Raw genomic sequence first — 16,979 nt, 5'->3', positions numbered from 1 at the left:
CCGCGACGTTCGCGGACAGTTACCCACCCTCAGGAAGGCACCAGCCATGACCGACACCGCCACCACCGCGGTCGAGACGTCGTCGGCGCCCGGTGTCGGCCGGATCGCCCGTGTCACGGGCCCCGTCGTCGACATCGAGTTCCCCCACGACGCCATCCCCGACATCTACAACCTCCTGTACACGACGATCACCATCGGTGACTCGTCGCAGGAGATCGGCCTCGAGGTCGCGCAGCACCTCGGCGACGACCTCGTCCGTGCCATCTCCCTGAAGCCGACCGACGGTCTGGTCCGTGGCCAGGAGGTCCGTGACTCGGGCGCTCCGATCTCGGTCCCCGTCGGCGACGTCACCAAGGGCAAGGTCTTCGACGTGCTGGGCAACGTGCTCAACACCGACGAGAAGCTCGAGATCACCGAGCGCTGGCCGATCCACCGCAAGGCTCCGGCCTTCGACCAGCTCGAGTCCAAGACCACGATGTTCGAGACGGGCATCAAGTCGATCGACCTCCTCACCCCGTACGTGCAGGGTGGCAAGATCGGCCTCTTCGGTGGTGCGGGCGTCGGCAAGACGGTCCTCATCCAGGAGATGATCCAGCGCGTCGCGCAGGACCACGGTGGTGTGTCGGTGTTCGCCGGTGTCGGCGAGCGCACCCGTGAGGGCAACGACCTCATCGGCGAGATGGAAGAGGCGGGTGTCTTCGACAAGACCGCCCTCGTGTTCGGCCAGATGGACGAGCCGCCGGGAACGCGTCTGCGCGTCGCCCTTTCGGCGCTGACGATGGCGGAGTACTTCCGCGACGTCCAGAAGCAGGACGTGCTCCTCTTCATCGACAACATCTTCCGCTTCACGCAGGCCGGTTCCGAGGTCTCCACGCTGCTCGGCCGCATGCCGTCCGCGGTGGGCTACCAGCCGAACCTCGCCGACGAGATGGGTGTGCTCCAGGAGCGCATCACCTCGACGCGCGGTCACTCGATCACCTCGCTGCAGGCGATCTACGTGCCGGCTGACGACTACACCGACCCGGCTCCGGCGACCACGTTCGCGCACCTCGACGCCACGACCGAGCTCTCCCGTGAGATCGCGTCGCAGGGTCTGTACCCGGCCATCGACCCGCTGACCTCCACGTCGCGGATCATGGACCCCCGGTACCTGGGTGCCGACCACTACGAGACCGCGACGCGCGTCAAGCAGATCCTGCAGAAGAACAAGGAGCTGCAGGAGATCATCGCGATCCTCGGTGTCGACGAGCTCTCCGAAGAGGACAAGATCACGGTCGAGCGCGCTCGTCGTATCCAGCAGTTCCTCTCGCAGAACACGTACATGGCGAAGAAGTTCACCGGTGTCGAGGGCTCCACGGTGCCGCTCAAGGACACCATCGAGTCCTTCCGCGCCATCGCCGACGGCGAGTTCGACCACGTTGCGACGCAGGCGTTCTTCAACGTCGGTGGCATCAACGACGTCGAAGAGAAGTGGGCGCAGATCCAGAAGGAGAACCGCTGACATGGCGGCACTCACCGTGAGCGTCGTCTCGGCCGACCGCGAGGTCTGGTCGGGCGACGCCACCATGGTCGTCGCTCGCACGACGGAGGGCCAGATCGGTATCCTCGCGGGACACGAGCCGCTGCTCGCGACCCTCGCGCAGGGACAGGTCCGCATCACCCGAGCCGACGGCTCGACGGTGGCGGCGGACGCCGAGGACGGCTTCCTGTCGGTCGAGCACGACACGGTCACGATCGTGGCGCGGCAGGCCGCGCTGGCGTCCTGACCGGACTGACCGTCCTCCTCCCGCCTTCGGAGACGAAGCGGGAGGGCGGGGACACCGACCGCACGCTCGACCTGCGTGCGCTGTCGTTCCCGGAACTGGCTGCTGAACGGGCCGCGGTGATCACCGCGGCCCGTTCCGTCAGTTCCGAGGAGTCCTCGGCCCGGACGGCCCTGAAGCTCGGCCCGAAGTCGATCGGGGAGCGCCTCCGCAACCTCGAACTCGACACGTCGGGCACGATGCCGGCGATCGACCGCTACACGGGTGTGCTCTACGACCCGCTCGCTTCGCTCGACGCCGACGCTGCGACCCGCGCCTGGTGGTTCGAGCACGTGGTCGTCCAGTCCGCGATGTTCGGTCCCGTCCGCGGCGGCGACCGCGTCCCGGCCTACCGGCTGTCCCACGACTCGCGGCTCGCTCCCGTCCGGCTCGCATCACTCTGGCCCGAGCCGTCCGCACGCGTGCTCGAGGCTCACACCGCTGGTGGCCTCGTGCTCGACCTGCGTTCCGAGGGGTACCGGCAGCTCGGTCCCGTCTCCGGCGCGATCGTCCCGCGCGTCGTCAGCGTCGACGGCACCGGCCGGCGCAAGGCGCTGAACCACTGGAACAAGACCGCCAAGGGCCGGCTGGTCGCGCTCCTCGCCCGCTCGGGTGCGCAGGTCACGACGCTGGCCGAGTTGGTCGAGTGGGCCGACGCGAACGGCGTCGTCCTCGAGGAGCGCGACGGCGCGTGGGACCTGGTGGCCGAGAGTCTCGAGCCCGCAGCGGTCTGATCCGCGTCCGCCCCGCTCGTCCTCCACAGGGCGGGTGGGCCGCGTCGCTCTCCACAGATGCACGAGCGGGCGGGTCCTGGAGGCGCGGCGTGCGTTTCGATGTCGTGCATGATCCCCGTCACGACACGAAGCCACCCCGATGCCGTAGCGCGGTACCCGCGCGAGATCGCGGCCGCCGTCACCCTCCCCGCCGCGTGCGCCGCCCTCGTCGCGCCCGGCGGTGGGTCTCCGTCACGCACCGCGTCGATCGCGGTCGTCACGGCCTGCGGAGCGCTCTCGACCCGGCTCGCACTGATCCGGTTCCTGACCGCGCCCGGGCCGGTCGACCCCCGGGCGGTGACACCCTTCGACCCCTTCTGCGACCCGACACCGCCCGCACTGCAGGGTTTCGGTCCGGAGCCGGACCGCGCCCGCCTGCGGACCGCGGGGGACCGGTGCGCGGACGCCTGGCGGCGCTGGCGGGCGGAGGAACCCTCGGCCGACTCCGCAGCCGGGGCTGCCGGAGCGTTGGCCGTGGCGGCGTGGTGCTCGTGGGCGCTCGGATCCGCGGCGCGAGCGCAGACCCGGGCGCAGCACGCCCTCGACACCCGGGCGGACGACCCGCTGGCGGACCTGGTGCTCCGCTCGGTCCGGGCGGGGAACGGTCCGGTGTGGGACCGCTGATGCCGTCCGGCGGACAGGATCGTCTACGGTTGACCCGACCACGCTTGGAGGAGCCGGGTGCACGACGACGACATCGACGACACCGTCGTCCGTCGACCCCGCGTGGGCTCGACCGACGGCCCGGTGGACGGGTCGGTGGACGACCCGCTCGGCGACACGGTGATCCGTCCGATCCCACCGATCCCCGGGGTCGGCGGACTCCCGGCGGCGCGCTCCGTCGACGACACGGTCATCCGACCGGTTCCGAACGCGCAGCCGGACGTCGCTGCGAACGTCACTTCCGACGCCACTGCGGACGCGCTGGCCGACACCGTGATCCGTCCCGTGCCACCCCTGCCCGGTGGGCCCGACCGCCCGACCTCCGGTTCGCTCGACGACACGGTGGTGCGGCCGGGTCGCGCGCCGCGCCCGGGGAGTGACGCGGACGACGACACGGTGGTGCGGGTCAGGGCGCACCCCACCACGCAGGGCGAGGCGACCGTCGGAGTCGAGCCGCGCCTCCCGTCCGGCGGACCCGCTCCGACGACCAGGGTGCCGTCCGTGCGGATCGGTGACCGCGTCATCCGACTCGACCACCCCGTCATCGTGGGCCGACGGCCCGCCCTGCCGCGGGTCCTGCGCGGAGCGGCCCCCGAGCTGGTGTCCGTCCCCTCGTCGCGGGGCCAGGTGTCGTCGTCGCACGTGATGCTGCACGCCGAGGGCGAAGCCGCCGTGGTCGACGACCTCCGATCCACCAACGGGACGGTCGTCCGGCCGCCCGGTTCGGCCCCGTTCCGGATGCCGGCGGGTGCGTCGAACGTCGTGCTGACGGGTACGGTTGTCGAGATCGGTGACGGCAACGTGATCGAGGTCCTCTCGCCACACCTGCGGGTCGCACCGTCGTCGAGGGACCTCCCACCCCTTCCTCCGTGGCCGACCGAACCACCCGCCGGCACGCCCCGAACCCCCAGAGAGCGATCCTGAAACGTGACCGAACTCGGCCGAGCAGCGACTGCGCACGCCATCGACGTCCCCGGTGCCGACGGTGCCACACTGACGCTCTCGTGGGGAGCAGCGACCGACGTCGGTCGGCGCCGTGACCACAACGAGGACAGCTACATCGTCGGGGCACCGTTCTTCGTCGTCGCGGACGGGATGGGCGGCCACCTCGCGGGTGACCGCGCGAGCGACGCGGTCGTGCGCCGCCTCGAGCAGGCGACCGAGGGCGCGTTCACGTCGCGGCAGTCGATCCAACGCGCGCTCCTGCTCGCCACCGCCGACATCGAGCGCGCAGCCGGCGGCAACGCGATCGGCGCCGGGACGACCGTCACCGGCATCGCGCTCGTCGCCGCCCAGGGGCAGCCGGCCGCGCTCGTCTTCAACGTCGGCGACTCCCGGACCTACCGCATCGAGGGCGGTGTGCTCCGACGCGTCACCGTCGACCACTCGGTCGTGCAGGAGATGGTCGACGCCGGCCTGCTGCGCGCCGAGGACGCCGAACGGCACCCGGACAGCAACGTGATCACGCGGGCCGTGGGCTTCGGCGAACCGCCGGAGCCGGACTGGTGGACCCTGCCGCTCCGTGCGGGAGACCGGTACATCGTGTGCTCGGACGGGCTCACGAAGGAACTCGGCGACGCCGGCATCGCCCGGATCGCAGCGCGTGTGCCCGCGGCGCAGGACCTCGCGGAGCGACTCGTGGGCGACGCGGTCGTCGCGGGCGGTCGCGACAACGTCACGGTCGTAGTCCTGCAGGTCGACGACGCGCCGGACGACGGTGACGTGGAGGACACGCTGCCGCGGCACTGAGTGGCCCCCGAACTGGGGGACGGATGACTCCGGGCAGTGCGCAGTGTGCGGAATGTCGGTCACCCACGGTTCGTACAATGGCATGGCCGTGACGAGAGAGCTGGCCGCTCGGCCGGGGAGGAGGGGACGATGGCGCGACGCCTGCCGTCCACCCCGCCCGTGATCGCGGGCTTCAGCCCCGTGCACGTCCTCGGTTCCGGCGGCTTCGCGGACGTCTTCCTCTACGAGCAGGACATGCCGCGGCGACAGGTCGCCGTGAAGGTCCTCCTCGACGAGGTCGTGGACGACCGGGTCCGGCAGATGTTCCAGGCAGAGGCGAACCTCATGGCGCGCCTCAGCACGCACCCGTCGATCCTCACGGTGTTCCAGGCGAGTGTGGCCTCCGACGGCCGGCCGTACCTGGTGATGGAGCTCTGCTCGTCGTCGCTCAGCGAGCGGTACCGGCGTGAGCCGATCCCCGTGTCCGAGGTCCTCGCGATCGGCATCCGCATCGGGTCCGCGCTCGAGACCGCGCACCGCGAAGGCGTCCTGCACCGCGACATCAAGCCGTCGAACATCCTGCTGACGGCGTACGGCAACCCGGTCCTGTCCGACTTCGGCATCGCGGCCACCATCGGCGAGGCCGACCCCGACGAGCCGATCGGCATGTCGATCCCGTGGTCCGCGCCCGAGGTCCTCATCGACGAGTCCCGCGGCACGATCCAGTCCGAGGTCTACTCGCTGGCGGCGACGGTCTTCTCGCTGCTCGCGGGCCGGAGCCCCTTCGAGATCCGCGGCGGCAAGAACGGCGCGGCCGACCTCATGGGCCGCATCGACAAGGGCGGTGTGAAGCCGACCGGCCGGACCGACGTCCCGCCGTCCCTCGAGCGGCTGCTCGCGGCGGCGATGTCGCGCAAGGTCGCCGGGCGCCCCTCCACCGTCATGGAGCTCGTCCGTGGCTTCCAGCAGGTCGAGGCCGAGCTCGGCATCCCGCAGACCGCGGCGGACGTCGCGGTCGAGGCGTGGGCCGTCGCGACGCCCACGCCGCAGGGGGACCGCACGATGATCCGCGAGCTCCAGCCGCCGACCCGCGTGGGAGGGCGTCGCCGCACGCGCAAGGCGCTGCAGGGTGGCTCGGCAGGCGCGGCGGCGCAGAGCGTCGGCACCGTCCACCGGACCGGTTCCGTGACGCGCGCTCGACGCCGCACGCGCTCGACGCTGGTGTGGGCGACCTCGATCGCGGTCGTGGTGGTCGCTGCACTCGCCGTCGCCACCGTGCTCGTCATCGGCCGCCTCGGCTCCGGCGCGATCCCCGTGGTCGCCGACGTCCGCGCCGAGCCCTCGCCGACCTCGGTGACCTTCTCGTGGGCCGATCCGGGACTCCGCACGGGGGACACGTACGTGATCTCGTCGAACGGTGCGGCGAGCCAGCAGACCGGCACCAGCTTCGTGGTCTCGGGGCAGAAGGGCGACGAGGAGTGCATCGCCGTCGCGGTCAACCGTGACGGCAAGACCGGGGTCGCGAGCGCGCAGAAGTGCGCCACGATCGGGAGCGCCGGGTGATCCGGGCGTTCCTCGCGAAGCACCGGTCCGCAGCGGTGACGGTCGGAGCCTCGGTCGTCGTCGGCGCGGTCGTCGCCACCGCAGCCATCGCGTCGACCGGGTACCACACGCAGCGGGTCGACCTCGGTGACGGCACCGTCTGGGTGCCGTCCGCCGAGTACGGTGCGGTCGGCCGTGCGAACACCGGGGTCCTGCAGCTGAACACGGCCGTCGAGACCGCCAGCGACGACCTGTCCGTCCTGCAGCGCGGCTCCACGGTCTACAGCGTCGACGAGACGAAGGGGACCGTCGCCAAGGTCGACGTCGCGGACGCCACCGTGGCCGACCCGGTCACGTTGCCGGCCGGGACGCCGCAGGTCTTCTTCGCCGGGTCGACGGCGGTCATCGGGAACGGGGACACCGGCGAGCTCTGGGCGACACCGGCGAAGGACCTCGGCGAGTTCGACGCCTCGGCCAAGGCGGACCTGACGCTCGGCGCCGACGCCGTGTTCGACGCCTCGGACGACCACGTCGCCGTCTACTCACCCAAGACCGGCACCGCTGCCCTCGTCGACGTCGGCACCACGCCGACGGTCGCGAAGCGGTGGACGGTGAAGATGGACCGCGCCGACGACTTCCAGGTCGCGTCCTTCGGTGACCACCTCGCCGTCCTCGACCGCAGTTCGGGTCGGATGTCGGTGGACGGTCGCACCGTCGACCTCGGCGACCGCGTCGGCAGCGCCCCCGCCCTGCAGCACTCGACCGACGGCTCGTCCGAGGTGCTCGTCGCCGGGACGGCCGGGCTCGTCCGAGTCTCGGCCTCCGGTGACGTCTCGAGCACCGCGATGCAGGTCTCGGGTCGTGCGGCGCGACCGATGGTCGTCGGCTCCTGCACCTACGCGGCGTGGGCCGGCGGGCAGGCGATGGACAGCTGCAAGGGCTCCGGGCTGCAGCGCCTCGCGAGCACCGCGGGCACAGGCGACCTGCAGATCCTGCACAACGGCGAGACGGTCGTCGCCAACGACCCGCAGAGTGGACGATCCTGGGCGATCGACCGCAGCGGACAGCTCATCGACAACTGGTCCGACCTCATCAAGAAGGACGAGGACCAGCAGCAGGAGCAGGTGTCCGACGACGACCCCGAGGTCGAGAAAGACCAGAAGCCGCCGGTCGCGGTCGACGACGACCTGGGCGCTCGTCCGGGACGCACCACGAGCCTCCCGGTCCTGCTGAACGACTACGACCCGAACGGTGACCCGATCGTCGTGAGCGAGGTCGGGAAGATCGACGACGCCGTCGGCGACGTCGCCATCGTCGGCGACGGCCAGCGCCTGCAGATCACCCTGTCCGGACGCGCCACCGGGACCGTCTCGTTCCCGTACACGATCACGGACGGCAACGGCGGGTCGGACACGGCGACCGTCCGGGTGACCGTCCGCCCCGACTCCGAGAACGACCCGCCCCGGCAGGTGCGGGACACCTCGGCCGACGTCGTGCAGAACGGGCACGTCGTCTCGAACGTGCTCGGCGACTGGGTCGACCCGGACGGCGACCCGGTGTACCTCAAGTCGGCGACCGCCGCCGACGGCGACCGCGTGTCGACGACGCCGGACGGGCTGCTCGACTACCGGAACGCGAGTGCACGGACCGGCGACCGCACGGTGCAGCTCGTCGTGAGCGACGGGCGTGCGGACGGCCGGGGTTCGGTCACGGTCCACGTGGCGAAGCAGGGGAGCGTGCCGCTCTACGCCGACCCGTTCCCCGTGCAGGGGTACGCGGGCAAGGCGTTCACCGTCGACCCGCTCGACCACGTCCGCGGCGGCAACGGCACCGTGACGCTCACGAGCGTCTCGTCGTCGACCGGTCTCACCGTCACCCCGAGCTACGACTCCGGCACGTTCCGTGTCGAGGGCGCCGGAGCGGGGGACCACCAGCTCGAGTACACCGTGACCGACGGCACGAAGACGACGAGCGGCATCGTCCGCGTCACGATCCTCGCCCCGCCGGACGCCTCCACCGCGCCCATCACGACGCCGAAGACCGTCTTCGTCAACACGCTGTCGACGAAGGACACCGACGTCACCGCCACCGACATCGACCCGGCCGGCGGTGTGCTGCTGGTGACCGCGCTCGACGGTCCGGGCCGCGGGTCCGGCGTCGAGGCGAGCATCCTCGACCAGCACACCGTCCGGGTGACGCTCACTGCGCCGCTCGACGGTCCGGTCTCCTTCGGCTACACCGAGACCAACGGGCTCGCCTCGGCGACCGGCACGATCACGGTCGTCGAGATCCCGAAGCCCGACCGCATCCAGCCGCCCGTGGCGCAGCCGGACACCGCGACCGTCCGCGTCGGCGACGTGGCGAACATCGACGTGCTCGACAACGACACCCAGCCCGAGGGGGAGCCGCTCACGCTCCAGCCCGACCTCGTGCAGAACGTGCCCGGCGACGGCGGCCTGCTGTTCGTCTCCGGCGACCACCTGCGCTACCTCGCCCCGAAGACCCCGGGCAACTACACCGCCGTGTACCGGGTCGCCGGGCCCGACGGACAGTACGCCGACGCGACGGTCTCGATCTCGGTGCGCGAACGGGACGCCGCGACGAACAACCCACCCGTCCCGCAGACCGTGACGGCGCGGGTCGTCGCCGGGCAGTCCGTCCGCGTGTCCATCCCGTTGAACGGGATCGATCCCGACGGCGACTCCGTGCAGCTCGTCGGAGTCGCGTCGAATCCCGACAAGGGTTCCGTGGCCGACGTGTCGAGCGACTCGCTGACGTACGAGGCCGGGGACTACTCCGCCGGCACGGACGAGTTCACCTACACGGTCGTCGACGCGCTCGGCGCCCGTGCGACCGGCACCGTCCGCGTCGGCATCGCACCCCGCGCCGAGCAGGCGTCGAACCCCGTCGCCGAGGCCGACCACGTGACGATCCGTCCCGGCGGCTCGGTGACCGTGCGGGTCCTGCAGAACGACTCCGACCCCGAGGGCGGGCAACTCACCGTCACGAAGGCCGAGCCCACCGACGACGCCGTGTCGGCCAAGATCCTGCAGAAGCAGCAGATCCGGGTCACGCCCCCGAAGACCGCGAAGAACGGCGACTACGCGGTGCTGTACACGGTGACGAACGAGAACGGCGGGGCGAGCACGGCCTTCCTCACGGTCACCGTCGACCCGGACGCGCAGCCCCTGCGGCCCGAGGTGGACGACACCACGCTCGACCTGCAGGACATCCTGCATCGACAGAGCGTCACGGTGGACGTCCTCGAGAACGTCTTCTTCGCCGAGGGCACGACAGCCGACCTGAAGGTCGGCGTCGTTGACGGCTACGGCGACAACGCCCGCACCACCAATGACGGGCGCATCGTCGTCCGGCTCTCCGACGACTCGCAGGTCATCCCGTTCTCGGTCGCGCGCGTCGACCACCCGGACATCGTGTCCTACGGCTTCATCCACGTGCCCGGCTTCGACGACGCCCTGCCGCAGGTCAACCGGACGGCCGGCGCGATCACGGTGAAGAGCGAGGCGACGGTCCGGATCCCGCTGTCGAAGTACGTCGTCACCGCGAACGGGCAGACCGCCGAGATCACCGACCGCGGCACGGTCAAGGCGACGCACGCGAACGGGCAGAGCCTCGTCGTCGACTCCTCGACGCTGCAGTTCACCTCGTCGAAGCTCTACTACGGCAACGCCTCGATCTCGTTCGAGGTCACCGACGGCTCGAACGCGAACGGCGGCAAGGGCCGCGTGGCGACCCTCGTGCTGCCGGTCAAGGTCACGCCCCGGTCCAACCAGCCGCCGGCGTTCACCGGATCCGCCGTGGACATGCAGCCGGGTGAGTCGCGCACGATCGACCTCAGCAAGCTGACCGACTACCCGTACCCGCAGGACCTCCCCGAGCTGAAGTACTCCGTCGTCAGCAAGCCGAGCGACGGCACCACCGCCACCATCAGCGGGCAGAACCTGACGATCAAGGTCGCCGACACGGCGAAGAAGAACACGACGGCCTCCATCGGCATCGGGGTCGCCGACGACGCCAACGCCGGTCGGTCCGGGGTCGTCAGCGTCGACGTCGTCGCCTCGACCCGGCCGCTCGTGCAGCCCGGTGCGGACAAGTCGGTGACGAAGCGCGGGCAGACGACCACGATCGACGTCCTCGCCAACGACCAGCCGACGAACCCGTTCCCCGGCCAGCGACTGCGCGTCGTGAACATCCGCGGCCTTGGCGGCGGCCTGCCCGGGGGCGTCACCGTCACCCCGAGCGCCGACAAGTCCCGGTTGCAGGTCAGCGTCTCCGACCGCGCGAAGCCCGTCGACACCCACCTGCAGTACCAGGTGGCCGACGCCACCGACGACCCGGACAGATACGTGTGGGGCGACGTGACGATCTCGGTGCAGGACGTTCCGGACGCGCCCGGTGCACCCTCCCGCACCGGCTCGTACGAGGGTGGGCAGGCGACCCTGACGTGGTCGACGCCGCAGGCGAACAACTCGCCCATCACCGGCTACCGGTTGCAGGGTACGAACGGGGTGTCCAAGGACTGCGGGACCGCGACGGTCTGCACGATCAAGGGGCTCGACCCGAAGGGCTCCTACCAGTTCTCGGTCGTGGCCACCAACGCCGTCGGTGACTCCGCTGCCTCGGCGAACTCCGCTCCGATCAGTGCGGACTTCGTCCCTGCGCCGCCCACCGGCATCAGCGTGACGCCGAGCAAGAGCACGCCCAACCAGCTCGACGTCACCTGGAACGCGGTCCCGGCGCCGAACAACGGCAGCCCGGTGGACAACTACGTCGTCTCGATCGACGGCGCGGGGCTCTCGACGACGCGGAGTACCGGTACGGCCACTAACACGTCCTTCACGGGCGCGCAGAGTGGGGCGCAGTACAAGGTGACCATCTCGGCGCGGAACGGCGCGGACCGCAACGGGACCGTGGTGCAGTGGAACTCGGCTTCGGGAAGCGGCTCAGCTGTTGGAGTTCCTGGCCCTCCGACAGGCGTCCAGGCTGTTGCGAACGATTCGGCGAACGATTCGGGAAATTCCTCCGTTCGCGTGCTGTGGTCCGGCGCGGACCCGTCCGGTGGAAACGGGCCGTCTTTCTCGGCATACCGCGCTGAAGGCGAGCCAACATGCAGCGTGTTGCGCTCTCGAACGCCCCTCTCCGGGAACCCTCCGACTGATCCAAATGTTGCGGGTGGGAGTGCCACGTACGCCGTCGTCGCCTGGAATGGATACTTCTGCAGCGTGTCCTACGCGACCACGAAGACCTACCAGCAGTCCAGCTCCACAGGCCGAGCTCAGGTCGAGCTCGTCCAGGTTGCAGCGAACACCTACGACGTCCGCGTCAGTGCGCCGTCAGGCGATGTCGACCATTACGAGATCGATCCAGGGACAACCAAGTTCCAACGCCTCAACGGCTCCTGGCAAGGTGTGCCCGGAGGAAACGGCTACGGTCAGGTTGCTCAGATCGTTGTTCGTGCCTGCGGCGGTCCTGACTCGAGCTTCTGCGCGACGAACGAGAATTCCTGGACTGCGAATGCTGCGGCTCTGAAAACGGACTCCACCATAACGAGCGTGAAGCATGGCACGAACCTGTCCTCGAAGGCTCCGGTTGCTGGCCCCGGTATCTCGGTCGGATTCACGGCGACCTGGTATGTGAGCGACGACGGTTCAGGCGTTCCTATCGGCCGTGATAGTTGGTCAGGAGAGATCGGGCCAACGCCGCCAGCGCTGGCAAGTTCGGTCAGTGTGAGCACTACCGTTTCTGTTGACGGCACCATCCTCCGCGCCGATGACTCTCAAGTCCTTCCGGTGGCCGCGGCAGACCCGCCGCCAACGTCTGACGGCAACTGACCATCCCCGACAACGAGGAACGACACCGCATGAGCATGACCCCGGAGCAGGCCACCTGGTTCGCCGACGTCGCAGGCCGCGTCGTGACCAACGTCGAGCAAGTGCTCCTCGGGAAGACGTTCGTGATCCGCCTGGCGGTCACCGCGATGCTCAGCGAGGGACACCTGCTGCTCGAGGACGTCCCCGGCACGGGCAAGACGAGCCTGGCGCGGGCGATGGCACAGAGCGTGCAGGGCTCGACGAACCGCATCCAGTTCACGCCCGACCTGCTGCCCGGCGACATCACGGGCATCAGCGTCTACGACCAGAAGACCCAGGAGTTCGACTTCCACCGTGGCCCGGTCTTCTCGAACATCGTGCTGGCCGACGAGATCAACCGTGCGAGCCCGAAGACCCAGTCGGCACTGCTCGAGGCGATGGAGGAGTCCGCCGTCACGGTCGACGGTGTGAACCACCGGCTGGCGGCGCCGTTCATGGTGATCGCGACCCAGAACCCCGTCGAGCAGGCCGGCACGTACCGTCTGCCCGAGGCGCAGCTCGACCGTTTCCTCATGAAGGCGTCGATCGGGTACCCGGACCACGCCGCGACGGTGAAGATCCTCGAGACCTCGTCGGCGCCGTCGAGCTCGGTCCCGTTGGCGAGTGTCGTGCCCGCGGCGACGATCACCGAGATGGCGGCGCTCGCCCGTTCGGTCCACGTCGACCCGGTGATCGCGGACTACGTGGCACGGCTGGTCGACGCGACCCGCTCCGCGAGCGAGGTCCGGCTCGGCGTCAGCGTGCGCGGTGCGATGGGGCTCATGCGCGCATCCCGTGTGTTCGCGGCACTCGCTGGCCGCCACTACGTCACGCCGGACGACGTGAAGGCGCTGGCCGTGCCGATCCTGGCGCACCGACTGGTCCTCGACGCCGAGGCCGAGTTCGACGGCGTCAGCGCCACGAGCGTCATCGCGCAGCTGCTGGTCGAGACCCCGCCGCCGACGGACCGGGCCGGGTCGTGACCGACCGCCGGCCCGTCTCGACGCGCTCGCGCCGTCCGTCCTCGACGCGGTCGCGTCGGAGCACGGCGGCCTACGAGCGCACCGGGACGGTCGCCGGCCTCACGAACGTCCGGACGCGCCTGGTGGGCGACCGTGACGGCGTGGCAGCGGAGGCGGTCGTCGGTCTCGCCAGGGCCTGGTCGACGGCCTGGAGGCTCGTCAAGCGCGGGTGGGCAGAGGTCTCGTCCGTGGTCACCGGCCTCGGGTGGACGGTCGCCGCGCTCACGCTGGTCGCGTTCGTGCTCGGCTACCGCTTCGGCCTGCGCGAGGTCGTGGTGGTGGGCTTCGCGGGGGCACTCCTCGTGGTGGTCGCCGCGGTCGCGCTCATCGGCCGGTCGCGGCTCGTGATCCGCATGCGTCTGCCTCAGCACCGGGTGGCCGTGGGTGACGCCGCCGGCGTGGTGGTCACGGCGGAGAACCCGGTGCGGTTCCCCTCGGTCCCGACGACGGTCGAGGTGCCGGTGGGGTCCGGGCTGGTGGACGTGGCGATCCCGTCGATCGGCCCGCGCGGCACGTTCGAGCGTGAGGTCCCGGTACCGACGGTCCGGCGCGGTGTGCTCGACGTCGGTCCGGTGACGGGCGTGCGAGCGGACCCGGTTGGCCTGGTCCGGCGCGAGATCGTCTGGACCGCCCGCGAGCAGGTCATCGTGCACCCGCGGACGATCGCGATCCCCTCCACGAGTACCGGCCTGGTGCGGGACCTCGAGGGGCAGGCGACGACTGACCTGTCACCCTCGGACATCGCTTTCCACGCCATCCGGGAGTACATGCCCGGTGACGATCCCCGCACGATCCACTGGAAGTCCACGGCGAAGTCCGGTGCCCTGATGGTGCGCCAGTTCGAGGACACCCGGCGGTCGCACCTCGTGGTCGCCCTCGGTGTCTCGCGGGCGGAGTTCGCCGACGACGAGGAGTTCGAGCTCGCGGTGAGCGCCGCGGCGTCGCTCGGCGCACGGGCGATCCGTGACGGCCGCGAGGTCACCGTGGTGGTGTCGGAGCGGACGCCGGAGTTCGCCAAGCGCCCCGTATACGCCGTGCACCCGTTGCCGACCGTGACCCCGACCCGCCTGCTCGACGACTTCGCCTCCGTCGGGCTCGCGGACGCCTGCCTGCCGATCTCCGAGGTGGCCCGCATCGTCGGCACCGACACCACGGGCATCTCGGTCGCCTTCCTCGTGGTGGGCTCGACGGTCGAGCTGCCGGCGCTCCGACTCGCCGCGACGCGGTTCCCGGTCGGCGTCGAGGTCGTCGCCGTCATCTGCGAGCCCGAGGCCCAGCCCCGGTTCCTGCGGGTGGCGGGTCTCACCGTGATGACGATCGGCTACCTCGACGACCTCCGGCACGCACTGCACCGATCGGCGGCGGCCGCGTGAGCGTCGCAGCGAGCCCCGACACCCGGGCACGGAAGACGGTCCGGCGCGATGCCCGTCGTGTCGCCCGACGACTGTCGCCCTTCCGGCTCGTGGGCGGGACCCTCGCCGTCTGGTTGGTCCTCGCCGTCGCGAGCGTCGCCTGGTGGCCGGTCTACCGTGACGACGCGATGATCGTCGCCGCCGTCACCGCGGTCGTGTTCGGCACCCTCGTCGCGCTCGTGGGCACGGTGTTCCGGCTGCCGACCGCGGTGGTCGCCGTCGCGACGGTCGCGGCGTTCGCGCTCACGGGGGTACCCGCTGCGGTCCCGGGCCAGGCGAGCGGGATCCTGCCGACCGGGCAGGGGCTGGTGGACCTGTTCGCCGGCGTCGCCCTCGGGTGGAAGCAGCTGGTGACCATCAGCCTGCCGGTCGGGTCCTACGAGTCGTTGCTCGTGCCGTACTTCGCGACGATGCTCGTCGCGACGGTGACCGGCGTGAGCGTGGCGACCCGCGCCTCCAGGCAGGAACTCGCCAGCATCCCGGCGCTGGTGGTCTTCGCGGCCGGTGTCGTCGTCGGACCGACCCGGCTCGACACGTCGATCGTGACGGCGGTCCTGCTCACCGGCATCGCGCTGGTGTGGGCGCTGACGGTGCGGCACGCACGGCGTGCCGTCGCGGTCGCGACGACCATCGGCTCCCGTGTGCCCGTGGCACGCTCGGTGATCCGCCCGGCGCTCGTCGGGACGGGGACGATCGTCGCCGCTGCGGTCGTCGCGACCGGACTGGGGCTCGTCGCGCCGCCGTCGACCGGCCGGACCGTCGCACGCACGGACGTGGTGAAGCCCTTCGATCCGAGGGACTACGTCAGCCCGCTCAGCGGGTTCCGCGCCTACGAGGAGGACGGCGCGTCGACGACACCGCAGCTCACCGTCACGGGGCTGCCGGAGAACGGGTTCGTCCGGATAGCCACCCTCGACACGTACGACGGGGTCGTCTACCGGGTGGGCGGATCGGACGGTTCGACGGCGTCCGGGACGTTCGAGCGGGTCCCGACCTCGGTCGACGTCCGTGGTGTCGAGGGGACCACCGTGCGCGTCGGCGTCCGGGTCGACGGCTACCGGGGCGTCTGGCTACCGACCGTCGGCGACCTCGAACGGGTCGAGTTCACCGGATCCGGAGCGGAGAAGGAGCGCGGCGCGTTCTTCTACAACGGCTCCACCGCGACGGGAGCCGTGGTCGGCGGTGTCGGGGAGGGCACCCGGTACGACCTGACCGCCGTCGTGCCCGACCAGCCGACGGACGAGCAGCTCGCGTCCGCGCGTCCGGGCAGTGCCTCGGTGCCGACCCCACGATCGGTCCCCGACGCGGTCCGCGACACCGTCGACGCCTACGCCGGCGACGCCGACACGGACGGCGCCAAGCTCGTGGCGATCGTGCAGGCGCTGAAGCGCAACGGGTACGTCAGTCACGGCGTCGGGGACGACCGGGCGAGTCGGTCCGGGCACGGTGCTGATCGCATCCAGGAACTCCTGACGTCGCCCCTCATGATCGGTGACCAGGAGCAGTACGCGGCTGCGGCGGCGCTGATGGCCGACCAGCTCGGCTTCCCGGCGCGCGTGGTGATGGGCTTCACGGCCGGTGGCGACGCCGGGGGAGACGTCGGCCAGGGTACGACCTCGGGAGGGACGACGACGTTCCGCGGGTCCGACGTCACCGCACGGGTCGAGGTGGACACGGCGCAGTGGGGATGGGTCATGATCGACCCGAACCCTGCCGTACGCGAGATCCCCGACGAGCAGCAACAGACGCCGCAGCCTGTCACCCGGCCGGAGACGGTGGTGCCGCCGCCCCCGGCCGAACAGCAGGACCAATCGCAGCAGGCGCCGCCGCAGAGCGATCGCAACACGCCTCCGGTGCAGCCGCTCTGGTTGCAGATCCTGCTCGCCGTGCTCCCGTGGGTGCTCGCCGTGCTGGGGCTCGCCGCGCTCGTGCTCCTGCCGTTCGGGATCATCGTGCTGCTCAAGCGGCTGCGTCGACGGCGCCGCCGCCGCGCACGGACGCCGCGTGCCCGCATCGTCGGCGCGTGGGACGAGTACCGCGACGCTCTGGTGGACCGCGGGCACGACGTCGCCCGGTCGGCGACCCGGCGCGAGGCGGTCGTGGGGGCCCCCGGCGAGGGCGGCACCGGCCTGGCGGCGCTGGCCGACCGGTCGGTGTTCGGTCCGAG

General features: G+C 71.0%; 11 protein-coding genes. All 11 read left to right on the top strand.

Annotated elements, in window-relative coordinates; genetic code table 11:
* The first annotated feature begins 46 nt into the window (after window positions 1-46).
* Entirely contained in the window at window positions 47-1,501 is a 1,455-nt protein-coding gene (atpD, locus tag Q7F20_RS07325) for a F0F1 ATP synthase subunit beta (RefSeq protein ID WP_305739452.1), read from the top strand.
* A 1-nt stretch (window position 1,502) separates the two neighbouring features.
* Window positions 1,503-1,766: a F0F1 ATP synthase subunit epsilon gene (locus Q7F20_RS07320; RefSeq protein WP_022905458.1), complete on the top strand. Its 264-nt coding sequence runs from the start codon at window positions 1,503-1,505 to the stop codon at window positions 1,764-1,766.
* Entirely contained in the window at window positions 1,763-2,536 is a 774-nt protein-coding gene (locus tag Q7F20_RS07315; RefSeq protein ID WP_370871636.1) for a YaaA family protein, read from the top strand. Before Q7F20_RS07320 ends, Q7F20_RS07315 begins: the two co-directional genes overlap by 4 nt.
* 108 nt (window positions 2,537-2,644) lie before the next feature.
* The gene (locus tag Q7F20_RS07310) at window positions 2,645-3,199 is read left to right on the top strand and encodes a hypothetical protein (RefSeq protein WP_305739451.1); all 555 of its coding nucleotides are present in this window, start codon (window positions 2,645-2,647) and stop codon (window positions 3,197-3,199) included.
* Window positions 3,200-3,256: 57 nt separating this feature from the next.
* Window positions 3,257-4,162, top strand: a complete 906-nt coding sequence (locus Q7F20_RS07305; protein WP_305739450.1) for a hypothetical protein — start codon at window positions 3,257-3,259, stop codon at window positions 4,160-4,162.
* A 3-nt stretch (window positions 4,163-4,165) separates the two neighbouring features.
* Window positions 4,166-4,987 carry a PP2C family serine/threonine-protein phosphatase gene (locus tag Q7F20_RS07300; RefSeq protein WP_305739449.1) on the top strand — a complete coding sequence of 274 codons (822 nt, stop codon included), beginning with the start codon at window positions 4,166-4,168 and terminating at the stop codon, window positions 4,985-4,987.
* 129 nt (window positions 4,988-5,116) lie between these two features.
* Window positions 5,117-6,529, top strand: a complete 1,413-nt coding sequence (locus tag Q7F20_RS07295; RefSeq protein WP_305739448.1) for a serine/threonine-protein kinase — start codon at window positions 5,117-5,119, stop codon at window positions 6,527-6,529.
* Window positions 6,526-12,360 (top strand): Ig-like domain-containing protein, encoded by a 5,835-nt coding sequence (locus tag Q7F20_RS07290; protein WP_305739447.1) that lies wholly within the window; start codon window positions 6,526-6,528, stop codon window positions 12,358-12,360. The genes Q7F20_RS07295 and Q7F20_RS07290 overlap by 4 nt, the downstream gene beginning before the upstream one ends.
* A gap of 29 nt (window positions 12,361-12,389) precedes the next feature.
* A complete protein-coding gene (locus Q7F20_RS07285) occupies window positions 12,390-13,361 on the top strand; it encodes a MoxR family ATPase (protein WP_305739446.1) in 972 nt (323 codons plus the stop codon).
* A complete protein-coding gene (locus Q7F20_RS07280; protein WP_305739445.1) occupies window positions 13,358-14,773 on the top strand; it encodes a DUF58 domain-containing protein in 1,416 nt (471 codons plus the stop codon). Before Q7F20_RS07285 ends, Q7F20_RS07280 begins: the two co-directional genes overlap by 4 nt.
* Window positions 14,770-16,979, top strand: a 2,210-nt coding sequence (locus Q7F20_RS07275) for a transglutaminaseTgpA domain-containing protein (protein WP_305739444.1), incomplete at its 3' end; no start/stop codon positions are given. The genes Q7F20_RS07280 and Q7F20_RS07275, both read left to right, overlap by 4 nt.

It is taken from the genome of Curtobacterium sp. A7_M15 (assembly GCF_030705415.1).
In the GTDB taxonomy this organism is placed as follows: Bacteria; Actinomycetota; Actinomycetes; order Actinomycetales; family Microbacteriaceae; genus Curtobacterium.
This window is presented reverse-complemented; position numbering and strand designations above follow the sequence as displayed.